At 72.2% G+C, this 19,922-nt stretch carries 23 protein-coding genes and 1 pseudogene; 10 read left to right on the top strand and 14 right to left on the bottom strand.

Going from position 1 to position 19,922, the window contains the following annotated elements:
* Nucleotides 1-503: 503 nt before the first annotated feature.
* Entirely contained in the window at nt 504-1,892 is a 1,389-nt protein-coding gene (locus QHG49_RS04760) for an MFS transporter (RefSeq protein ID WP_301487322.1), read from the top strand.
* Nucleotides 1,893-1,949: 57 nt separating this feature from the next.
* Nucleotides 1,950-2,546, top strand: coding sequence for an ATP-binding protein (locus QHG49_RS04755; RefSeq protein WP_328707430.1), 597 nt, complete (start codon nt 1,950-1,952; stop codon nt 2,544-2,546).
* 77 nt (nt 2,547-2,623) lie between these two features.
* Here QHG49_RS04755 and QHG49_RS04750 read toward each other — a convergent pair whose 3' ends face one another.
* The 3 genes from QHG49_RS04750 to QHG49_RS04740 all read right to left on the bottom strand — a co-directional run bounded on the left by QHG49_RS04750 (nt 2,624) and on the right by QHG49_RS04740 (nt 4,719).
* Entirely contained in the window at nt 2,624-3,403 is a 780-nt protein-coding gene (locus QHG49_RS04750; RefSeq protein WP_145487427.1) for a DUF1206 domain-containing protein, read from the bottom strand.
* 166 nt (nt 3,404-3,569) lie between these two features.
* The gene (locus QHG49_RS04745) at nt 3,570-4,142 is read right to left on the bottom strand and encodes a GAF domain-containing protein (protein WP_301487321.1); all 573 of its coding nucleotides are present in this window, start codon (nt 4,140-4,142) and stop codon (nt 3,570-3,572) included.
* Nucleotides 4,143-4,167: 25 nt separating this feature from the next.
* Nucleotides 4,168-4,719, bottom strand: a complete 552-nt coding sequence (locus QHG49_RS04740) for a hypothetical protein (RefSeq protein WP_236576553.1) — start codon at nt 4,717-4,719, stop codon at nt 4,168-4,170.
* Here QHG49_RS04740 and QHG49_RS04735 point away from each other — a divergent pair.
* Entirely contained in the window at nt 4,712-5,023 is a 312-nt protein-coding gene (locus QHG49_RS04735; RefSeq protein ID WP_236576554.1) for a hypothetical protein, read from the top strand. The genes QHG49_RS04740 and QHG49_RS04735 overlap by 8 nt on opposite strands.
* A gap of 49 nt (nt 5,024-5,072) precedes the next feature.
* Here QHG49_RS04735 and QHG49_RS04730 read toward each other — a convergent pair whose 3' ends face one another.
* On the bottom strand, nt 5,073-5,720 hold the full coding sequence (locus QHG49_RS04730; RefSeq protein WP_201300723.1) for an RNA polymerase sigma factor: 648 nt from the start codon (nt 5,718-5,720) through the stop codon (nt 5,073-5,075).
* A 610-nt stretch (nt 5,721-6,330) separates the two neighbouring features.
* Here QHG49_RS04730 and QHG49_RS04725 point away from each other — a divergent pair.
* Nucleotides 6,331-8,226: an N-acetylmuramoyl-L-alanine amidase gene (locus QHG49_RS04725; RefSeq protein WP_301487320.1), complete on the top strand. Its 1,896-nt coding sequence runs from the start codon at nt 6,331-6,333 to the stop codon at nt 8,224-8,226.
* A gap of 211 nt (nt 8,227-8,437) precedes the next feature.
* Here the strand turns inward: QHG49_RS04725 and QHG49_RS04720 are convergent, their stop codons facing one another.
* Both QHG49_RS04720 and QHG49_RS04715 read right to left on the bottom strand, forming a co-directional pair.
* Nucleotides 8,438-8,842, bottom strand: a complete 405-nt coding sequence (locus tag QHG49_RS04720) for an FKBP-type peptidyl-prolyl cis-trans isomerase (protein ID WP_145487377.1) — start codon at nt 8,840-8,842, stop codon at nt 8,438-8,440.
* A gap of 171 nt (nt 8,843-9,013) precedes the next feature.
* A complete protein-coding gene (locus tag QHG49_RS04715; protein WP_301487319.1) occupies nt 9,014-10,231 on the bottom strand; it encodes a metallophosphoesterase in 1,218 nt (405 codons plus the stop codon).
* A gap of 292 nt (nt 10,232-10,523) precedes the next feature.
* Between QHG49_RS04715 and QHG49_RS04710 the strand changes: the two genes are divergently transcribed.
* From QHG49_RS04710 to QHG49_RS04700, 3 genes and pseudogenes are all read left to right on the top strand, one after another.
* On the top strand, nt 10,524-11,393 hold the full coding sequence (locus tag QHG49_RS04710; protein WP_301487318.1) for an NAD(P)H-binding protein: 870 nt from the start codon (nt 10,524-10,526) through the stop codon (nt 11,391-11,393).
* An 888-nt stretch (nt 11,394-12,281) separates the two neighbouring features.
* Nucleotides 12,282-12,698: pseudogene (locus QHG49_RS34020) on the top strand (transcriptional regulator); the annotation flags it as partial.
* Nucleotides 12,699-12,810: 112 nt separating this feature from the next.
* Complete coding sequence (locus tag QHG49_RS04700) at nt 12,811-13,083, top strand: helix-turn-helix transcriptional regulator (protein ID WP_301487316.1); 273 nt, start codon at nt 12,811-12,813, stop codon at nt 13,081-13,083.
* Between the two features lie 23 nt (nt 13,084-13,106).
* On the opposite strand, the gene QHG49_RS04695 is transcribed toward QHG49_RS04700, so the two are convergent.
* The 8 genes from QHG49_RS04695 to rpmG form a co-directional block, all read right to left on the bottom strand.
* Complete coding sequence (locus QHG49_RS04695; RefSeq protein ID WP_145487382.1) at nt 13,107-13,460, bottom strand: antibiotic biosynthesis monooxygenase; 354 nt, start codon at nt 13,458-13,460, stop codon at nt 13,107-13,109.
* 85 nt (nt 13,461-13,545) lie between these two features.
* On the bottom strand, nt 13,546-14,115 hold the full coding sequence (locus tag QHG49_RS04690) for a GNAT family N-acetyltransferase (RefSeq protein WP_301487315.1): 570 nt from the start codon (nt 14,113-14,115) through the stop codon (nt 13,546-13,548).
* Complete coding sequence (tsaD, locus tag QHG49_RS04685) at nt 14,112-15,161, bottom strand: tRNA (adenosine(37)-N6)-threonylcarbamoyltransferase complex transferase subunit TsaD (protein ID WP_301487314.1); 1,050 nt, start codon at nt 15,159-15,161, stop codon at nt 14,112-14,114. The genes QHG49_RS04690 and tsaD overlap by 4 nt, the downstream gene beginning before the upstream one ends.
* Before the next feature lie 116 nt (nt 15,162-15,277).
* Nucleotides 15,278-15,448, bottom strand: coding sequence for a 50S ribosomal protein L32 (gene rpmF, locus QHG49_RS04680; protein ID WP_145487385.1), 171 nt, complete (start codon nt 15,446-15,448; stop codon nt 15,278-15,280).
* A gap of 37 nt (nt 15,449-15,485) precedes the next feature.
* Nucleotides 15,486-15,722, bottom strand: a complete 237-nt coding sequence (gene rpsR, locus QHG49_RS04675) for a 30S ribosomal protein S18 (protein ID WP_159706895.1) — start codon at nt 15,720-15,722, stop codon at nt 15,486-15,488.
* A 72-nt stretch (nt 15,723-15,794) separates the two neighbouring features.
* Nucleotides 15,795-16,946, bottom strand: coding sequence for a GTP-binding protein (locus QHG49_RS04670; RefSeq protein ID WP_301487313.1), 1,152 nt, complete (start codon nt 16,944-16,946; stop codon nt 15,795-15,797).
* On the bottom strand, nt 16,943-17,200 hold the full coding sequence (locus QHG49_RS04665; RefSeq protein ID WP_145487388.1) for a type B 50S ribosomal protein L31: 258 nt from the start codon (nt 17,198-17,200) through the stop codon (nt 16,943-16,945). Before QHG49_RS04665 ends, QHG49_RS04670 begins: the two co-directional genes overlap by 4 nt.
* Nucleotides 17,201-17,252: 52 nt before the next feature.
* A complete protein-coding gene (rpmG, locus tag QHG49_RS04660) occupies nt 17,253-17,417 on the bottom strand; it encodes a 50S ribosomal protein L33 (RefSeq protein ID WP_085567822.1) in 165 nt (54 codons plus the stop codon).
* Nucleotides 17,418-17,485: 68 nt separating this feature from the next.
* Between rpmG and rpmB the strand changes: the two genes are divergently transcribed.
* The 3 genes from rpmB to QHG49_RS04645 all read left to right on the top strand — a co-directional run bounded on the left by rpmB (nt 17,486) and on the right by QHG49_RS04645 (nt 19,896).
* On the top strand, nt 17,486-17,722 hold the full coding sequence (rpmB, locus tag QHG49_RS04655; protein WP_301487312.1) for a 50S ribosomal protein L28: 237 nt from the start codon (nt 17,486-17,488) through the stop codon (nt 17,720-17,722).
* On the top strand, nt 17,722-18,027 hold the full coding sequence (gene rpsN / locus QHG49_RS04650) for a 30S ribosomal protein S14 (protein ID WP_145487390.1): 306 nt from the start codon (nt 17,722-17,724) through the stop codon (nt 18,025-18,027). Before rpmB ends, rpsN begins: the two co-directional genes overlap by 1 nt.
* A 348-nt stretch (nt 18,028-18,375) precedes the next feature.
* Nucleotides 18,376-19,896 carry a catalase gene (locus tag QHG49_RS04645; RefSeq protein WP_145487391.1) on the top strand — a complete coding sequence of 507 codons (1,521 nt, stop codon included), beginning with the start codon at nt 18,376-18,378 and terminating at the stop codon, nt 19,894-19,896.
* Nucleotides 19,897-19,922: the final 26 nt, after the last annotated feature.

Raw genomic sequence — 19,922 nt, 5'->3', positions numbered from 1 at the left:
TGTCCGAGCGATCGAGCGTCCGTGGTCAGCGGACGGCTACCGGCTCACGCTCGACGGATCGCGCGGCCCCGTGCACAAAGGCGGAGCCGCCGAATACCCAATGACTGCACTGAACCGCCCTCGTTGAGTCATCCCGACAGAATCAGCTCACGGTCAGTTGCGTTGACTGCGGCGACGCACACGCGAAACCCCTCGCCCGCACGGCCGCCGCCGACGGGAGTCACGGTCCGCTTTACCCCGGACGGACCGTATGACGAGGTGCTCACCCCGATCGGCATATGTCAGCCTGCCATCCGGTGATTGGTGGGGCAAGAGTGTCTGCTGGCCGGATCCCGCACTGGCAAGATTTGGCTCCCGTGTGGCCGGTTCGCCGGCTTGCGCGCTGGCCGACCGTATGAACTGAGCCTTGTTTCAAGCCACTTGGAATACAGGAGATTGACCTGGATGGGGCACGGTGATCGTCTTAGGGGGTTCGTGTCCTGGGGAGAGGAAACAGCACCGCGATGCTCAACACATCAGCACAGGGGCGGGCCTTGTCGTACCGGCCGGGCCTGGCGCTCGGGGTGCTGGCCGGGGCGCTCGCACTGGACCTCAGCGGGATGGCCGTACTGAACGCGGCCCTGCCGTCCGTCGGGGCGCGCTTCGACCTGCGCGACACCACGCTGCAGTGGGTCATGACGGCCTACTCCGTCACCTTCGCCGGTTTCCTGCTGGTGGGCGGCCGGCTGGCCGATGTGTTCGGCCGCCGCCGGGTCTTCGAGGCCGGGGTCGCGCTGTTCACCGTGGCCGCCCTGGCCGGGGCGCTGGCGCCGGACGGCGCGGTGCTGCTCGGCGCGCGGGCGGTCCAGGGCATCGGCGCGGCCCTGTCGGGCCCGGCGGCGCTGGCCCTGCTGACCGAGGTGTTCCCGGAGGGCCCGAGCCGGGGCCGGGCGCTGGGCGTGTACGCGGCGGTCGGCGCGGCCAGCTTCAGCGGCGGGATGCTGCTGGGCGGCGTACTGACCGAGTTCCTCGGCTGGCGGTCGGTGCTGTGGTTCTCGGTGCTGCTCGGCGCGATCGTGCTCGCGATCACCCGCTCCGGGCTGCCCGACGGGGCGGGTACCAGGGTCCCGTTGGACATGGCCGGTGCCATATCCGGCACCCTCGGCCTCGCACTGCTCGTGATCGGCGTGAGCCTCGGCGGAGTGTGGGCCTGGGCGCTCATCGCCGCGGCGGTCGTCCTTCTGGTGCTCTTCGCCGTACACGAACACCGCGCCCCCGACCCGCTGTTGCCGCTGGCACTCTTCCGGGTCTCCTCGGTACGGCTCGCCACCGCGGCGGCGTTCCTCCAGTACACGGCGTCGGTCGCGATCGTCTTCTTCGCGCCCCTGTACCTCCAGGGCATGCTGGGCTACTCACCGGTCGAATCCGGCCTCTCCCTGGTCCCGATGTCCCTGACCGTCTTCCTCACGGCCAACTTCGCCACCGGACGCCTGCTGGCCAGGTACAGCCCGCGCACCCTGATGGTCACCGGCCTCCTCCTGATCGGTGCGGGCACGGCGCTGTGGATCACCACCCCGCCGCACGGCAACTATCTGCTGCACGTACTGCCGGGCCTGGTGATCAGCGGCTTCGGCCAAGGACTGAACTTCCCCGCCATGACCACCTCCGGCCTCTCCGACGTCCCCCCGAAGCAGCATGCCGTCGCGGGCGCGGTCAACGTCGTCGCCCAGCAGATCGGCTCCAGCGCGGGCGTCGCCGCCCTGGTCCTCCTCGCCGCGACCACCGGCAACCGGCTCAGCGGCTACCACCTGGCGTACCTGGTGGCGGGCATCGCCTGCGCGATCGGCGCCGCCGGCATCGCGCTGACCCGCCGCCAGGACCAGCCGTGCGGGGGGCCTCAGGCCTCCACGTGAGATACGCCGCAGCGGATCCGAGGCATGGAGTGCGTGCGACGGGGTATGGGCCGCCACGTGAACGCAGCGCCAACGATCCGCACGGCGCCCCGGCCCCGTACCGGTGGCCGCTGGCCCGTGCCCGCCCAACCGATGCTCTCCGTCGCCGAGTTCGACGGAGGCCCCGGATGCATCGCCGCGGCACGGCACCAGGCGGTGGGGTTCCTGACCCGCGCCCAGGCCGAACACGCCGTCGCCGTCTCCGCGCGCGCCCTCGACCTCACGCGGCTCGTCGTCAGCGAAATGGTCACCAACGCGTGCAAATACGCCCCCGGCCCGATCCGTATGGACCTGCGGATCACCGGTGCCCGGGGGGAAGAGCCGCGGATCGAGATCTCGGTGTGGGACTCCGTCGCCCTGCCCCCGGTGGTCCGGGCCGCCGAACCCCGCCGGGTGGGGCAGCACGGTCTGGAGATCGTCCTGGCCGTCGCCGAGTCCTTCGAGATCCTGCCCGAACCGCAGGGCAAGAGGATCACCGTCCGTATCGCCCTCAGGGACAGCGAGGACGCCGGACAGGGAGAGGAGACCGGACGGCAGTGCGCCCGGACCCGGCGCCCCGGCCCGCGTCGCCGTCAGCGCGCCGACAGCCCCCTGGAGCCGCCGGCGCTTCCGTGACCGCCCGAGCCCCCCGGGCCACGGCTGCGGGCGGGCCCCGCACACACCCACCTACCGCCCCCTGTGGGCGGGCTCGGTCACACCCGCTGCCACCGTGCGCAGCACCAGGAGAAGACCCCGAACGCCGCCAGGCCCAGCGCGATGAGGGCGAGCAGCCAGGGCCCGGTCGGCAGATCGCGGAAGGAGCGCAGGGTGTTGTCGATGCCCTTCGCCTCACCGGCCCGATGCCGGGCGGCCGCGACGATCGCGAACCCGCCCGCCACCGCGAAGACGACGCCCTGCGCCGTGCCGCCGACCACACCGAAGAAGTCCGTGATCCGCCTGGCCGTGGGCGACATGGCCTCGGTGCGCAGATTCTTGCGGAACTTCTTGCGCAGGGCCCGCACCGCCATCCACACACCGCTGACGACCACGGCGGCGCCGCCGATGCCCACGAGCCACTGCCCGCCCGGCCACCGCAGGGCCATGGCCGTGACGTCCTGCGTGTTCCGGTCGGAGGACCCGCTGCCGCTGCCCCGGGAGCCGACCGCGTAGGCCAGCACCGAGAAGGAGAGGAAGGCGTAGAAGACGCACCGGGCCGCCGACCCCAACCGCTTCGACGGCTTGCCCGCCCCCGGTCCCGCCCCGCCGAACACCGCCTCCGACAGCCGCCACAGCGCCATCCCGGCGAGCGCGACGCCGACGATCCAGAGCAGCGCCACCCCGAGCGGCCGGCCGGCGAGTTCCTCCAGGGCACCGCCCCGGTCGGCCTGCTGCCGGCCGCTGTCGCCGCCGAAGGCGATCCGCAGCGCGATGACGCCCACCAGGACGTGGATCAGCCCACGGGCGGCGAAGCCGGAGCGGGCCGCCACCGCCATCGCCGTACCGTCCGCGGCCCGGCGCACCTCGTCGCGTCTCCTCGGTACCCATGACCGGGCCCATGACTGTGCATCCATACTCCGCCGATGCCCCGGGGACTCCGTCCGACACCTCGGCGACGGGGCACACCGTAAACCCACCGCGGGCGGTCCACCCGCCGACCGGTCAGCGGCGGGTGGTGGCGAGGGCGTGGAGACGGTTGAGGGCGCCGGCGACGGTGCCCCGGTGCCGGACGAGCCGGCGGGCGACCTGTCCACCGAGCTCGTGCAGCAAGTTCGACTGCGCGCCGGTCAAGTCGCCGAGGGCCTTGTCATGGTGGGAGGAGATCATGCCGACCACGGCACCCTTCGGGCTGATCAGCGGAACACTGTGGCAGGCGAGACTCCCGGCCCGGAGGATCGCGCGCCGGAAACCCTCGTCGAAGGTGTCGCAGGCGGCGACGTCCTCGACGGTCACCTGGCGCGCCTCGGCGGCGGCCTGCGCGCACGTCGTCGAGTGCTCGACGAAGGTGAAGTGGTCGGTGAAGCGCTTGTTGAGCCCGGTGTGCTTCTCCAGCCGCAGCATCCCGTTCTCCACCAGCTGCACACTGCCCATCTCGGCGCCGGTGATGTGCGGGGCGCGGTGCGGCGCGGCCGTGAGGACCGCGCCCTGGCCGACCGGCTTTCCCTCGCCGCGCAGGGCGGGCAGGGCGGGCGCGGCGCCGAAGTCGCCGGTGCCCCGGCACTGTCGCCGGGGCACCAGCAGGGGCAGTCGCGCGGCCGGCCTACTCGGAGGTGCCGGTGAACTGCGGATCCTTCTTCTGGTTGTAGATCTCCTTGCCGGCCGCGTTGTAGGCATGGACGTACGGGGTCGTCTTCGCGGAGAGGGCCTTGGGGGCGAGCGAACCGGTGGAGAAGGCCGCCGTGTAGAAGAACGCGCCTCCTGCCATGACCGCCGGGTACTGCTTCGGGTTCTCGCCGTAGCTGACGGTGATCTTGGCGACGCCGGATGTGTAGTGTCCGGCGCCGAGTGAGAGGTACCGCCCTCGGCCGGTCGGCCGGCCGAGGGAGTCGAAGTACTCCACGATGTGGCCGGAGCCCCACAGGCGGTTGTTGATGAACGTCGGCGGGACGTCCTGGCTGCTGCCCCGCTCGCCCTTGGCCTGGCATTGCACGTACTGCCCGGCCGAGTCGACGGCGATGACCGCGCCGTCCCAGTCCCTGGAGGCGGCAGGGGTACGGACGGCGATCACCGGGTGGAATCTCGCGGCGTCCGATCCCAGGCAGGAGGCCAGGATTTTGGCGACTGCCCCCGTCTTGATCGGGGTCGTGGCCACGCTGGTGACGGTGAACGCGGCGGGAGCGGAGGCCGAGGGGGCCGAGGACGGCGTCGAGTCCGCCCCGGCCGCCGGAGAAACCCGGCTCGGACCCGGTGACGCGGCGGCGCTCGTCGGACGTCCACCGCTGCCGGCCTGGACAGGCTCGGCGGCCCTCTCCCCGCCGAACGCGGATACGGCCGCGACGCTCAACGCCGCGACACCGGCGGCGATACCCAACGGCAGCACCCACCTGCGCGCCAGCGAAGTCCGCTCGTCCTCGGGATCGATGTTCATCAATAGGTCCTCTCGGATCCGCCGGTGATCCGGCAGATCACGATCAGGGGGAGGCGCGGGAATACCTTGCGTGTTGTTCATCGCGCGACCTCCTCCGCGGTGACGGGATGGTGCGAACTGGACGACGACGCGCCCCCTGGCCCGCCGGCGAGGTCGGCCCCCAGCCTCCGCCGCGCTCGGTGCAGTCGGGACTTCACGGTCCCCACCGCCACTCCCAGCGCCGCCGCGGCCGCCTGCTGATCCAGGCCCGACCACATGCAGAGCTCGACGACCTCGCGTTCATGCCGTGGGAGCCGGGCCAGCGCCCGATGCAGCTGCGACATCCGACGCGCGTCGTCGACCTCGCCGGCGACCCGGTCCGCGTGGTCACTCACCGACTCGGCATGTGAGACGAGCCGCCGCAGCAGCGCCTCGGCCCGCCGCAGCCGCCGCCTGGTGTTCGACAACAGGTGCTCCGCGATGCCCAGCAGCCACGGCAGGGCCGAATCACGGTCCAGCACGATCGCCGAACGCCGCCGCCAAGCATGAAGGAACACCGCCGAGGTGAGATCCTCAGCTTCCGACCAGTCGGCCGTCCGCCGGAACAGGTGGTTGTAGACGGTCCTCGCATGACGGTCGAAGATCCGGCCGAACGCCTCCCGATCGCCGTCGACGGCCCGCGCCCACAACTCCCGGTCGGACAACGCTCCGACAGATGCGGCGGGACCAACGTCGTTCACTTCCATGCCCTGTATGTGTCCGGCACCCGACCGAAGGTTCCCGCTGAACTCGCTCCTTTTTCACGGGTACCGCCGGGGTGCCTCGGCCAGGCGCCAGGGCGCGAGGAGTCCGGGCGCCGGAGAACTGCGGCCGCTTGCGCCGCACGACCGGGGCACAGCGCGAGGATCGACCGGGCGTCCGAGCCGTCGGTCGCCGCACGGGAGCCGGCCGCAGCTGTCGCGGTGCGCGGGACCGTCCTCCGCGGCGTGCGCGGGAAGCGCGGTGAACAGCAGGCCGCCGAGGGCGAGGACAGGGGCGAGACGTCTCATGCCGCCGGGACCCTCGGCGCCCCGGGTGCATCAAGGGCGGCCGGCAGGTGGCCGGTTGGCGCTCACCGCGCAGGTCACGACGGCACACCCGGCGCCGTCTCTCTCCCGAGCCCTCCGCGAGCGAACTCGCCGTACCCGCCACAGTGTGATCCGCGAGCGGGGAACCTGGCTGGCTTGATCATCGTCACATCATGTGCCAATCATCTTATGGACAGTCAGGCGATTCCAGACCGTGTCACGGTCTTGGAATGCCGCGACGGTGACTTTCGAGGTCCGGATTCGATGCAGGAAAGACAGGTACTTACACGTGCATGAGCGCAAGCCGCGTCGGCGGCTGCCACTGATTCTCGCGGCAGGTGTGCTGGCCGCCGCGGGAGTCGCGACCGCCTCTCCGGCCGCCCAGGCAGTGGGGCATCGGACGGCGGCCGACAGCCGTCAGCACGCCTTCGAGCAGGCGGCGGCGGAGTACGACGTCCCGCTGCCCGTCCTGCTCGCCGTGGCATACCACGAGTCCGCATGGGACGCCCATGACGGCGAGCGCAGCACCGGCGGCGGTTACGGGCCGATGCACCTGACCGACGTGACGAGCGGGATGCTGGCCGGGGGCGACGCGGGTGCGGTCGGCCGCGCCGACCTCGCCCAACTGGCCGCCGATCCGTCCCTGCACACCCTCCAGGCCGCCGCCAGGCTGACGGGGCTGCCCGGGAAGCGGCTGCGCGGGGACGACGCCGCCAACATCCGTGGGGGTGCCGCCCTCCTCGCCTCCTACGCGAAGAGCACGGTCGGCGGTACTCCGAAGGACCCGGGCAAGTGGTACGCCGCAGTGGCCCGTTACAGCGGCTCCTCCGGGCAGCGGGCGGCAAAAGCCTTCGCCGACCGGGTGTTCACCACGGTCGAGAACGGCGCGGAGGAAACCACCCGGGACGGACAGCACATCGAGTTGCCCGCTTCCCCGGGCGTCCGGCCGGTCACCAGGCAGCTGTCCGTGCTGCACCTGAAGGCGACGGCCGCGACGGGCGACACCGAGTGCCCCGCCACCCTCGACTGCGCCTTCCTGCCGGCCGCGGCGGCCAACGGCCAGGTGTCCGACCGTCCCGCCAACGGGATCAGGATCGACTCCATCGTCATCCACGACACCGAGGCGTCCTACGACGCCGTCCTGAACGCCTTCCAGAAACCGGGCGGCGGGTCCGCGCACTACGTCATACGCTCCTCCGACGGCGCCGTGACGCAGATGGTGCCCACCAAGGACATCTCCTTCCAGGCGGGCAACTACTCGACCAACCTGCACTCGATAGGCATCGAGCACGAGGGGTACGCCGCCGCGGGCGGCACCTGGTACACACAGACCGAGTACGAGACCAGCGCGGAACTCGTCCGGTACCTGGCCGAGCGCTTCGGCATACCGCTGGACCGGCAGCACATCATCGGGCACGACAACGTGCCCGGACCCAGCTCGGCCCTCGTCTCCGGCATGCACTGGGACCCGGGCCCGTCCTGGGACTGGGAGCGCTTCATGCGGCTGCTGCACGCCCCGGTGGACGGCCGGCACGGCGTGGGCCGCGTGGGCTCCGTGGTCACCATCACCCCCGGGTACGCCCGCAACCAGCAGACCGTGCAGGTCTGCCCGTCCGACGATCCCACCGGCGCCACACCCGAGTGCACCGAGCGGACCCAGCCTTCCGACTTCGTGTATCTGCGCACCGCGCCCAGCGCCACCGCGCCGCTCTTCGGCGACCAGGCCATCCATCCGGACGGCATCGGCACCGACCGCGTCAGCGACTGGGGCAGCACCGCGGCGGCCGGGCAGCAGTTCGTCGTCGCCGACCGGCAGGGCGACTGGACGGCCATCTGGTACAGCGGCACGAAGGTCTGGTTCCTCAACCCGCACGGCTGCAACACCACCCCCGCCCATGATGTGACGGTGGTCGGCGCCGCCGGCACCGCACCGGTGGCGGTGTACGGATCGAGCTACCCGGACGCGAACGAATACCCCGCCGGGCTCTCCCCCTCCACCCAGACCCCGCTGACCTTCTACAGCGTCCCCGTCGGCCAGGCCTACGTCACCACCGCCGCACCCGCCCCCACCGACGACTACTTCCCCTCCACCGGCCGGGTCGTCACCGGGGGGAAGAGCATGTACACCATCCAGTACAACCACCGCACCGCCCTGGTCTACGCCTCCGACGTCACCGCACGGTAGGTACCGGGCGGCAACCCGCCGCGACGGTCCCGGGCCCGGCGCGCGGAAGCGCCGGAAGCTCGGACGGCCATGCCGTGAAGGCCCCCGGTCGGTGACCGCCGCGAGAGAGCGGTCGACACGGCGAAGCCCCGTCGGGTACCGACCCGGCGGGGCTTTTCGCCCGGCCATTTCCGCTCGCCCCGGCAACCGGACCCTGTCCGAGAGAAACGGCCTAGGCGTTGCTCCACCCGGTCGTGCTGGAATACGCGTCCAGCAGGTCCACCACGAAGACCAGGGTCGAGCCCGCCGGGATCAAGGGCGAAGGCGACTGATTGCCGTAACCGAGACGCGGGGGAATGATGATCTCGCGTCGGCCGCCGACCCTCATCCCCCTCACCCCTCGGTCCCAGCCCTTGATGACCTTGCCGCCGCCCACGGCGAACTTGTACGGCCGGCCCCGGTCCCAGGAGGCGTCGAACTCCTTCCCGGACTCGAAGGTCACACCGACGTAGTGGACCCTGACCACCATGCCGGGCTTGATCTCGGGGCCTTCCCCGACGACGAGGTCCCGGACGGTCAGCTCGGTCGGAGCGGCACCCTCCGGAACATCGACCTCCGGCTTCGTCGCTTCACTCATCGCAGCCCCATCACTCTCCGCCGGAAGCCGTCGCACGGACCAACCGGACGCATGGGCACTCCATGCGGCAACAGGTCACGCTACCGACAATGCCGGCTCCCGGATTACAAGAGATCGGGCAGCCGCGTTCCTCCCCGCCGAGGCCGCCGAGGCTGCCGACGCGCCGGTGCGCTACCTCCCGGGCGGCTGCGCGGAGCGGAGGACGAGCAGGGTGATCTCGCTGGGGGCGAAGACGCGGAACGGCGGGCCCCAGAAGCCGGTGCCTCGGCTGGTGTAGAGGAGGGTGCGGGCGCCGTGGTGGCTGAGGCCGGCGACGGCGGGCTGGTCGATGCGGACCAGGTGGTGGAAGGGCCAGATCTGGCCGCCGTGGGTGTGACCGGAGAGCTGGAGGTCGATGCCGGCGGCTGCCGCCCGGTCGATGAACTTGGGCTGGTGCGCCAGGAGCAGGACGGGCAGGTCGGGGTCGGCGCCGTCCAGGGCTCCGGCGAGGTGGGCGCGGTGGCCGGCCAGCCCGGAGGACTCGGCGGTGACGTCGTCCACACCGGCGACCACGAGGGTGTCGCCGCCGCGTTCGAGCAGCAGGTGGCGGTTGCGCAGCGGCTCCCAGCCCAGCTCGTCCATCAGGTCGACCCAGCCCTGGGCCTCGCTGTAGTACTCGTGGTTGCCGGTGACGTACACCCGGGCCCGGGTGGCCCGCACGGTACCGAGGGGGAGGGCCTGGGCCCGGCGGCGTTCGGCCGTGCCGTCCGCGATGTCGCCGGTGTGGCAGACCAGGTCGGCCTCCAGGGTGTTCACGGTCTCGCACACCCGTGCCGACCAGCGGGCGCGGTCGAGGGGGCCGTAGTGGGTGTCGGTGATGAGGGCGACACGGAGGCCGTCCAACCCGGAGCCCAGTCGCGGTAGGTGGACGTCGAGTCGGCGCACGCGTGGTACGCGGCGGGCCTCGACGTATCCCCAGCCGAGCAGTACGGCGGTCACACCGAGGACGGCCCACGTGACGATCCGGGCCCGGTCCTGCCCCCCACCGACACCGGCCGCGGTCAGCGCGAGCCGCAACAGGACGCCGAGCAGAACGGACCACGTGAACAGGATCCAGCTGGCGCCCAGCAGGCTGTCACCGATGATCGCCGCCCGGTCCTGCTGGCGTCTGCCGTGGCCGCGCACCATCGCGAGCGGCATGCCGACGAGACCGAGGACGAACAGGGCGGTGCCGACAGCCGTGACGGGGAGCGGCCAGTGCTGGCCGGTGTACAGGAGCACCCCGCAGGGCACCGCCCACAGCAGGACGGGGGCGATCATCGGGATGAACCGCATCAGGCGGTGCAGCCGGCTCGGCCGCGGCGCCGGCGCCTCACCCTCGGCGGGCCGGGTGTTGCTGGTGTCGGTCACGCTTCCCCTCCCTGACCGGGCTGTCGTCTCGCGCACTGTATCCGGACGGCGGGACGACGCCGCGAGCACCTCCCTCGGCGAGCACCTCCCTCGGCGAGCACCTCCCTCGGTATGAGCCGCGATCGGGGCGCTGCCGCCCCGGCTCGGTCCTGCCGTCGGCGCGGGGCACCCCGGTGGGGCGATGGTCCAGACGTCTGAACCTGCCCGCAAAGACGACAGCACGTGTCCGGTTTGGTGCCTAATGTCGCGTTGTCGGTCAGTGAGTCGTCAGCCAGTGAAAGGACACCGGGCCATGCGTATCGCGGTCACCACGCCCACCGGGAACGTCGGACGTCACGTCGTCGCCCTGCTGATCCGGGCCGGGCTGCGGCCCCTCGTCCTCGCCCGCGACCCCGGCCGGCTCGATCCCGGAGTGCGTCGTGAGGTCGACGCCGTCGCGGTCGACCAGCGGGACCCGGAGGCGGTCGTCGCGGCCACCGCCGGGGCCGACGCCCTCTTCTGGGTCGACCCCCCGACGACGGGCGCGGACCCGCTCGGCGACTACGCGTCGGCCACGGCGAGCGTGGTGCGCGCCGTACGGGCCAACGGCATCGGACGGACCGTCTTCCAGAGCAGCGTCGGCGCCGAACTGCGCCACGGCGCCGGTGAGATCGACGGCCTCGCCGGCACCGAGACCGCCCTCGACGCGCTCGGCGCCACGGTCACCCACCTGCGCTGCGGCTACTTCTTCAGCAATCTGGAGGCCCTCCTCGACGCCGTCCGGGCGGGCGCGATCCCGGTGATCCTCCCGCTGGACCAGCCCCTCGCCTGGGTCGCGCCCCGCGATATCGCGGAGGTCGCCGTGGCACGCCTGCTCACGACCCACTGGTCCGGCCGCCATGTCCAGGCGGTGCACGGCCCGGCCGACCTCACCTGGCCCCGGGCCGCCGAGATCGTGTCCGCCGCCGTCGGCCGCCCCCTGCGCGTCGAACGTGTCGCCGACGACGCGATGCGGCACCTGCTGCGCGCGTCCGGCATGACCGACGGCCTGGTCGAAGCGGTCATCGGCATGTCGACCGGGCTGCGCGACGGCTTCGTACCGGAACAGCCCCGCACCGTGCGCAGCACCACCCCCACCACGCTGGGGTCATGGGCGTACGACGTGCTGCGGCCACGGATCTGACCAACCACCGCGCACCACGCCATGTGCCACCTCGGCGCCCGGCGACCGGCACCGGCGATCGTGCCTACGTGTTCAGGTCGGAGGCACAGGAGTCGGCCGGGCGCTGACCCAGGACCGGCTCGGGTTCAGGAAGCGGTCGATCTCCAGGTCCGCCAACCCCAGTTCGTACGCGAGGCAGTGGTCGTCGGCGGGCCTGGTGACCACCGATTGCGTCCGCCTGGAGCCGTCGATCTCGTAGTCGAGGGTGAAGGACAGCAGCTCGGAGGACGCCTGGCTCAGCTCGCGCATGCGGATCGTGCACCCGTCCGCCACTTCCCGTGCGAACGGCGGCTCGTCCAGGTAGCGCCGCCCCGGCGGGCCCCGCTGGATGAGGACCTGCCCCCGGTCCTCGACATGGGCGCGGCAGACCCTGAGAAATGCCCGGACCTGCTCGACATGCGGTTTCTCGATCAGATGCGACATCAGGAGAACCACGTCGAACCGGCGGGCCAGCCTCAGATCCTCGATCCTGGACTCGACGGTTTCCGCGCCTTCGATGTGCGCCGGCATGGCGGACGATTCATCGACCGCGACCACTTCGTGGCCCAGTTCCAGCACCCGACCGGCCCGTCCTGCCGGGCGGCGAGCACCACGAGCACGGTGGCGGTGATCCCGTCGCCGACGAACGACACCGCCCGCGAGGCACACAGGGAACGCAGCGCGGGGTTCCCCCGCAGCAGACGGGTGCGTGGCGGGGGCGCCACCGGCGGGGTCGAGGATTCGGCCATGACCGACAGGGTGCCGTTCCCGGGCCCGGGGGAACGCGGATTCGGCGTCCGTCGAATCCAGGTCTGCCCTCGTGAGCGGTATGACGCTGGTGCTGAGGTTCGGGTCGGGTGACACGGCGCGGTGCCGGTGCGCGGGCACGGGCCGGACTTCCTGTGGCCGAGCCCGACCGGCCCGCTCACCACCATCGAGGACGATCTCGCCCAGGTCCGGGCCACCGACCCGGACGTCGTCGCCGCCGAACTCGCCGAGCACGCCCGCCGCCTCGACCCCCGTACGGTGCCCCCGCACCTGTACCGCGCCCTCACCGGCGACCCCGTGGCCGCCCGGGACAGGCTCGTCGCGCACCAGCGTGAGGCATGGCGGGCCCTGGTCGCACCGCTCTGGGACCGCGTACGCGGCCTGCTCGACGCGGACATCACCACGTGCGCCCGGCAGTTGGCCGACGGCGGGCTGGAAGGGCTCTTCGCCGATCTGCACCGGCGGGCCAGGTGGGAGGACGACGCCCTGCACCTGAGGGGGCTCCGGCGCGGGAGCCTCGACCCGCGCGGCCGTGGCCTGGTCCTCGTCCCGACCGCCTTCGGCTGGCCGAACCTGGGCATCGGCCCCACCAGCGCCACGTCGGCCGCGCCCCCCGTCCCTCGTCTACCCCATGCTCGGCGCCGCGCGGCTCTGGGCCCCCGCCACGCGGCCACCGGCGATCGCGCGACTGCTGGGCGCCGGGCGCGCGGCCGTCCTGGCGGAGACGCTCGTCCCCAGCACGACCAGCGGTCCCGCCCGCCGGGTGGGCCTGGCACCGGCGACCGTCTCCCACCACCTCACCGTCCTCCGCGACGCCGGCCTCGTGACCGCCGAACGGCGCGGCCACGAGGTGCTCTGCCGGCAGACCCCGCCGGCGGCGGCGCTGTACTCTGGCGGCATCTGAGAGCCCCGGCCGGGGCACGGCTTCTAGCGCGGTGTGGACCGGCCCGTGCCGTGCGTCGAGCGGACTTGGAACAGCCGTGGCTGGACATCGGTCGCGAACTCCGCCGCCTGGTCCATGTGGACGCGCGCCTCGGGGTTGGCGAGCATCGCCCGGTAGTGGTCCTCGGACTCCCACTGGGCGTAGTTGACGACGCGTTCCCCGTCCTCGGAGGCGTGGAAGTTGGCGCAGATGAAGCCCGGTTGGTGCTTCATCGTCTCCTCGGTGGCGCGGGCGAGCAGGGCGATGAGTTCGTCCTGGCGGTCCGGGGTGACGGTGAAGACGTTGATGAGTGTGGCCACGGGCCGGGCCGGGTCGATGGTCGCGGGGACGGTCGTCATCGTGTCTCTCCTCCTGCGAAGGTGGGTGGGGCTTGCGAAGGTGGCGGGGCGCGTCGGTGGTTCCGCGTCCCGCCGGACGGACAGGTCACAGGGGCTGGGGTGCCAGCGAGCGGGCCGGATGGCGGGGGCCGAGGAAGACGGCGACGCCCCGGCCGTCGGGGGAGGGGTGCGTGGCCTGGGTCCAGCCCTGGCGGCGGTAGAAGGACATGGCCCGGCCCGACCGCACGGACGTCACCAGCCAGGAGCGGCCCCCTGGCGCGTCCGCGGTGACCGTCTCCAGGAGCCGGGCCGCCAGGCCGGTGCCCCGGGCGGCGCGGCGGACGGCGAGTTCGTCCAACTGGCGGGCGCCGACCAGCCAGTCGACGGTGTGGTCGGGGCCGAGCCCGGCGGCGGCCTGCGCGTGGCAGCCGTCGTCGGGGAAGGGGGCGAGGGTGGTCCGGGCCGTGGCGAAGCCGAGCAACTCCCCCTCCCGAACCGCCGTCGCGGCGGTGAAGCCCGGCCTGCCGGTGTCCACCCGCAGCCGCCGGGCGAACTCGGCGGCCCGCTCCTCGTCCTCGTCCCACGGCGGGGCGCAGAAGGCGTCGACGTAGACCGACCTCAAGTCCTCTATGTGCGCGAGGAGTTCGGCGCCCGCATGGACGCGGATCCCGGTCATGCCGCCACCGCCCGGGCCGTGACCGGATGCAGCGCCGCGTACTCCAGCGGCGCCGACGGGTCGATCGACACGTCCAGCGGGGCGGGTTGGGCCCCGGCCCGTACGAGGAGGTCACCGACGGCCGCGATCATCGCGCCGTTGTCCGTGCACAACTCCATTGGTGGCACGCGTAGTTCGACGCCTGCGGCCCGGCAGCGCTCCTCGGTGAGCGCCCGCACCCGCGAGTTCGCGGCGACGCCGCCGACCACGACCAGCGTGCCCACGCCGTGCTCGACGCAGGCCGCCACCGCCTTGCGGCTGAGGACATCGGCCACCGCCTCCTGGAGCGAGGCCGCCCCGTCGGCGACCGGCAGCTCCCGCCCCGCGTGACCCTCGGCCCAGCGTGCGGCGGCCGTCTTCAGACCCGAGAAGGAGAAGTCGTACGACCCCGGCAGCGGACGCGGGAAGGGGATGGCGCGCGGATCCCCCGTGCGCGCCGTCCGGTCGATGGCCGGGCCGCCGGGATACGGCAGCCCGAAGACCCGAGCCACCTTGTCGAAGCACTCCCCGGCGGCATCGTCGAGGGTGTCGCCGAGATGGCGGATCGGGTCGCGGGCCAGATCGCGGACGAGGAGCAGCGAGGTGTGGCCGCCGGAGACGATCAGCACCACGCAGGGGTCGGGCAGCGGGCCGTGCGCGAGGGTGTCGGCGGCGACATGGCCGGCCAGGTGGTGGACGCCGTACAGCGGTACGCCCAGCGCGTAGGCGACCCCCTTCGCCCCGGCCAGGCCCACCTGGAGCGCGCCCGACAGGCCGGGCCCGGTGGTGACGGCGACCGCGCCGATGTCGGAGAGCCGCAGCCCCGCCTCGTCCAGGGCCTGCCCGACCACCGGACGGAGCGCGTGCAGGTGGGCCCGGGAAGCGATCTCCGGCACCACCCCGCCGAACCGGGCGTGCTCCGCCATGCTCGACGCCACCGCATGCCCCAGCAGCCGCCCGTCACGGACCAGGCCGGCGCCCGTCTCGTCGCAGGACGACTCGATGCCGAGCACGATCGGAGAACCCATCTCGGTCCCTTTCTGCACACCCTAGGTTGTTGCAAATAGTGTGCAATAAGAATCCCCGGGATGCGCACCCGGCCGAGAACACCCAGGTCAAGGCGAGTGGATGCCAGCTCCTCGCCTCAGCCCCCCGGCTTCAGAAGGCCGCGCTCGTACGCCCTCCTGAGGTGCTGGGGCACCAGATGGGTGCCGCCGTCGACGGTGACGGGGACGAGCGCCGGGGCGGATGCCCGCCACCGGGCCCGGCGGTGACGGGTGTTGCTGCGGGACATCCTGCGCTTGGGGACGGCCATGACGGTCCTTTCGTCGAAAAGGCGGGTGCCGCGGAGGTCAGCGGCTGGAGTGGGGGAGCAGGGCCATCTCGCGGGCGTTCTTGATCGCCGCGGCGAGCTGCCGCTGCTGCCGGCGGCCGACCCGGGTGACACGGCGGCCGCGGATCTTGCCGCGGTCGGAGACGAACTTCCGCAGCAGGTCGGTGTCCTTGTAGTCGATGTACGTGATCCCGGCCGCGTCGAGCGGGTTGGGGCGGTTCGTGCGGGCGGGAGCGGGCTTGGTGGGGCGGGCCATGGAGTCTTCCTCGGTATGGGGGCGGGACGGGTCTCGGTACGGAGGGGACGGTCTCGGCAGGGAGGGAACGGGTCAGAACACGGGGTCGAGCAGCTGGTCGAAACCGGTGGGCCGGGGCCAGGCGTCGGGGCCGGAGGCCAGCTCGGCGTCGGTGAGCAGGCAGGAGTCGAGCAGCGAGAGCAGCCCCGCCCGGTCGAGGCCGGGGGAGGTGAAGACGAGGTGCTGGCCGCGGTCGCCGTGCTCGGGGTGCCAGTCCAGCGCGGCGGCGGTACGGCGCTCGGCCGGCATCAACTCCCAGGCGGCGTCCGGCAGCGCGGCCATCCACGGCCCGGCGTTCTCCACGCACAGCGCCCCGCCGGCGGCCTCCCAGGCGAGCAGGCTGTCGGGCCTGTCCGCCAGCCAGAACCGCCCCCGGCTACGGGCCGCGGCGCAGCACAGATCCTCCAACGCCGCGTAGAGACGGCCGGCGTGGAAGGGTCGGCGGCGCTGCCAGACGAGGGTGCCGATGCCCTCCTCGTCGCAGTCGTGCGGGAGCCGGGCGCAGGCCGGATGCTGTGCGGCCGCCGCCGCGGCCACGTCGAACCCGGCGACCGCTGCCGTGCCCAACTGCCCGGAATCGATGGGGATCTGACGCGCGAGGGGATGCAACTGCCGCAGGAGCGCCAGGTCGTCGAGCCCGGTGGCGGGCCCCTCGGTCACGGCGAGGACGGGAGCGTACTCCAACTGCCGCGCGAAGGTGTCGCCCACGGTGCGCCGGTCCGCCCGGGCCGCGGCGAGCCCGGCCTCCGCGAGATCGTCGCCGTTGGACAGGGCGGGCAGCACCAGGGCGGGGTCGACGGCGGTCAGCACGTTGGTGAGCCGGAAGGCGCCGCCGCCATGGGCGGCGATGACCTCGGCCATGCCACGGGGCTCCACGGAGTCCCACAGCTCGACGACCGCGAGGCGGGTGAGGCCGCCGTCGGCCAGCCGCTCCAGTTCGGGCACGAGGTCCTCGCGCAGGGCGCAGCAGGCGCAGTCGTTGACCAGCGGCGTCTCGCCCCAGGCGGTCTCGCCCGTGGCGTCGCGGACGGTACGGCGCACGGTGCCCGCCGGACCGGTGGACAGATCGTGGTGCAGGGCGACGCTGCCGGGCACCTCGCGCAGCAGCTGTTCGACCGTGTCGCGCCGGGCGTCGGCGTGCAGTCCGCCGACGATCACCACCGGCATCGGTCCCTCGACGCTCATCGGCGGTTCCCGTCACGCCCGTAGCGGCGCTCGAAGCGCTCGACGCGGCCGGCGGTGTCCAGCACGCGGGCGGTGCCGGTGTAGAAGGGGTGGCTCGCCGAGGAGATCTCGACGTCGACCACCGGATAGGTGCGGCCGTCCTCCCACTCGACGGTCTTGTCGCTGGTCATCGTCGAGCGGGTGAGGATGGCGAAGCCACCGGCCTTGTCGCGGAAGACGACCGGGCGGTAGGCGGGGTGGATTCCGGGCTTCATGGTGTCTCTTCCCTGGGTCGGGGTGAGGGCGGTCGGGCGGCGGCCGGAGCGGTCAGCGTTCCTCGCGGAACTCGACATGGCGTCCGGCCACGGGGTCGAACTTGCGCAGCACCAGCCGGTCCGGGTCGTTCCGGCGGTTCTTGCGGGTCACGTACGTGTAGCCGGTACCGGCGGTGGAGCGGAGCTTGACGATCGGGCGTACCTCGTTGCGAGCCATGACGGGTAGTATACGACAATGATTTCCATTACCGATAAGCATCGGTGGAGAGAAAGGCAGAACCACGCATGTCCGCCCACTGCCAACTGACCGGCGCCCGCCCGGCCTTCGGCAAGAAGATCTCCCACTCGCACCGGCGCACCTCGCGCCGGTTCGACCCCAACATCCAGAACAAGCGCTACTGGCTGCCCAGTGAGGGGCGGTATGTCCGGCTGCGGCTGAGCGCGCGCGCCATCAAGGCCGTGGACGCCCTCGGCGTCGAGGCCGCCGTCGCGCGGATCCGGGCCCGTGGGGAGCGTGTCTGATGGCGAAGAAGAGCAAGATCGCGAAGAACGAGCGGCGCAAGCGGATCGTGGCCCGCCACGCCCCGCGCCGCGCCGAACTGAAGGCCGTCCTGGCGTCCCCGTACGCCACGGCCGACGAGAAGACCGCCGCGCGGGCGGAACTCGCCCGCCAGCCCCGGGACGCGAGCGCGACCCGGGTCCGCAACCGCGACAGCCTCGACGGCCGCCCCCGCGGCCATCTGCGCAGGTTCGGCCTCTCCCGGGTGAACGTGCGGGCGCAGGCGCACGCCGGATATCTGCCCGGGGTGACGAAGTCGTCCTGGTGAGAGGCGTGCAGGGCGGGGGTCGCCACATGCGCGGCGACCCCCGCCGTGTCGCCGTGCGCCACGCGCGGGTGGCAGGGTGCCGGGCCGGACAGGAGACTGGAAACCGTCCCGCGTCGGCCGCGGCGGGCGGCGGTCACGCCCTGTGGTGACCGCTCGCTCCCGGGCGGCTCACGCGCGACTCATTGGGACACCTGTGTTTATCGCGCCCGCTCCGGGACACGCGGCCTGTGGGAACGGGGTGCCGGACCGTACCGACTCCTTCGCGGCCGCGTGGCGTGCGGTCGCCGATCGGCGGTCCGCGTCCGGCAGCCGCGACGACATCAGTGTCGTACCACGAAAGGCAGACCCATGACGGAGATCCGACCCGCCACCACCAGCGATTCCGGCGCCCCGGTCGAGAGCGACGAACACTCGCTCACCGTGGGACCCGGGGGACCGATTCTTCTGCAGGACGCCTATCTGATCGAGCAGATGGCACAGTTCAACCGGGAGCGGATCCCCGAGCGGCAGCCGCACGCCAAGGGGAGCGGCGCGTTCGGTCACTTCGAGGTGACGGACGATGTCAGCGCGTACACGAAGGCGGCCCTGTTCCAGCCCGGCGTCCGTACCGACCTGGTCATCCGCTTCTCGACCGTCGCCGGTGAGCGCGGCAGCCCGGACACCTGGCGCGACCCGCGCGGCTTCGCGGTGAAGTTCTACACCAGCGAGGGCAACTACGACATGGTCGGCAACAACACGCCGGTGTTCTTCGTGAAGGACCCGATGAAGTTCCAGCACTTCATCCGGTCCCAGAAGCGGCGCGCCGACAACAACCTGCGCGACCACGACATGCAGTGGGACTTCTGGACGCTCTCCCCGGAGTCGGCCCACCAGGTGACCTGGCTGATGGGGGACCGGGGCATCCCGCGGACCTGGCGCCACATGAACGGGTACACCTCCCACACCTACATGTGGATCAACGCCGCCGGCGAGCGCTTCTGGGTGAAGTACCACTTCAAGACCGATCAGGGGATCGAGTTCTTCACCCAGCACGAGGCCGACCAGATGGCCGCGGCCGACACGGACTACCACACGCGGGACCTCTTCGAGCACATCCGGGACGGCGACTTCCCCAGCTGGACCCTGTACGTGCAGGTGATGCCGTACGACGAGGCGGCGAGCTACCGGTTCAACCCGTTCGACCTCACCAAGGTGTGGCCGCACGGCGACTACCCGCTCATCCGGGTCGGCCGTATGACGCTCGACCGCAACCCCACGGACAACCACGCCCAGATCGAGCAGGCCGCGTTCCAGCCGAACAACTTCGTCCCCGGTATCGGTCCGAGCCCGGACCGCATGCTGCTGGCCCGGCTGTTCTCCTACGCGGACGCCCACCGCCACCGGATCGGCGCCAACTACCAGCAACTGCCGGTGAACGCCCCCGTCGTCGACGTCCACACGTACTCCAAGGACGGGGCGATGGCATACCGGAACACCACCGACCCCGTCTACGCCCCGAACTCCAAGGGCGGCCCCGCGGCGGACACCGAGCGTTACGGGTCCCCGCCGAGCTGGACGGCCGACGGTGAGATCACCCGCTCGGCCTACGTCTCCCACCCGGAGGACGACGACTGGGGGCAGCCCGGGACGATGGTGCGCGAGGTCATGGACGACGCCGCGCGTGACCGGCTGGTCGACAACGTGGTCGGGCATCTCCTCAACGGGGTGACCGAGCCCGTCCTCGAACGCGCGTTCCAGTACTGGTCCAACATCGACGAGACCATCGGCAAGCGCATCGCCGACGGCGTCCGGGCCAAGGCGGGCGAGAAGGACCCCAAGGCCGCCGAACAGGGCAACCCGGCACGGAGTTCCATGCAGCGCAAGGCATGAGACATCCGGGCCGGGCGGCCCCCTGA

Origin of the sequence: Streptomyces sp. WP-1, assembly GCF_030450125.1 — a bacterium.
Lineage (GTDB): Bacteria > Actinomycetota > Actinomycetes > Streptomycetales > Streptomycetaceae > Streptomyces > Streptomyces incarnatus.
Note: the sequence above shows the minus strand (reverse complement) of the source record. Positions and strands in the feature narration are given on the sequence as shown.

Bases quoted from the DNA above. Each gene is read 5' to 3' on its own strand.
- QHG49_RS04750 (WP_145487427.1), bottom strand. From the start codon at position 3,403: ATGGCGGTGGCGGCCCGCTCCGGCTTCGCCGCCCGTGGGCTGATCCAC.
- rpmB (WP_301487312.1), top strand. From the start codon at position 17,486: ATGTCCGCCCACTGCCAACTGACCGGCGCCCGCCCGGCCTTCGGCAAG.
- rpmG (WP_085567822.1), bottom strand. From the start codon at position 17,417: ATGGCTCGCAACGAGGTACGCCCGATCGTCAAGCTCCGCTCCACCGCC.
- rpmF (WP_145487385.1), bottom strand. From the start codon at position 15,448: ATGGCCGTCCCCAAGCGCAGGATGTCCCGCAGCAACACCCGTCACCGC.
- QHG49_RS04670 (WP_301487313.1), bottom strand. From the start codon at position 16,946: ATGAGCGTCGAGGGACCGATGCCGGTGGTGATCGTCGGCGGACTGCAC.
- QHG49_RS04695 (WP_145487382.1), bottom strand. From the start codon at position 13,460: ATGACGACCGTCCCCGCGACCATCGACCCGGCCCGGCCCGTGGCCACA.
- QHG49_RS04645 (WP_145487391.1), top strand. From the start codon at position 18,376: ATGACGGAGATCCGACCCGCCACCACCAGCGATTCCGGCGCCCCGGTC.
- QHG49_RS04700 (WP_301487316.1), top strand. From the start codon at position 12,811: ATGCTCGGCGCCGCGCGGCTCTGGGCCCCCGCCACGCGGCCACCGGCG.
- rpsN (WP_145487390.1), top strand. From the start codon at position 17,722: ATGGCGAAGAAGAGCAAGATCGCGAAGAACGAGCGGCGCAAGCGGATC.
- QHG49_RS04710 (WP_301487318.1), top strand. From the start codon at position 10,524: ATGCGTATCGCGGTCACCACGCCCACCGGGAACGTCGGACGTCACGTC.
- rpsR (WP_159706895.1), bottom strand. From the start codon at position 15,722: ATGGCCCGCCCCACCAAGCCCGCTCCCGCCCGCACGAACCGCCCCAAC.
- tsaD (WP_301487314.1), bottom strand. From the start codon at position 15,161: ATGGGTTCTCCGATCGTGCTCGGCATCGAGTCGTCCTGCGACGAGACG.
- QHG49_RS04720 (WP_145487377.1), bottom strand. From the start codon at position 8,842: ATGAGTGAAGCGACGAAGCCGGAGGTCGATGTTCCGGAGGGTGCCGCT.
- QHG49_RS04690 (WP_301487315.1), bottom strand. From the start codon at position 14,115: ATGACCGGGATCCGCGTCCATGCGGGCGCCGAACTCCTCGCGCACATA.
- QHG49_RS04760 (WP_301487322.1), top strand. From the start codon at position 504: ATGCTCAACACATCAGCACAGGGGCGGGCCTTGTCGTACCGGCCGGGC.
- QHG49_RS04665 (WP_145487388.1), bottom strand. From the start codon at position 17,200: ATGAAGCCCGGAATCCACCCCGCCTACCGCCCGGTCGTCTTCCGCGAC.
- QHG49_RS04730 (WP_201300723.1), bottom strand. From the start codon at position 5,720: ATGGAAGTGAACGACGTTGGTCCCGCCGCATCTGTCGGAGCGTTGTCC.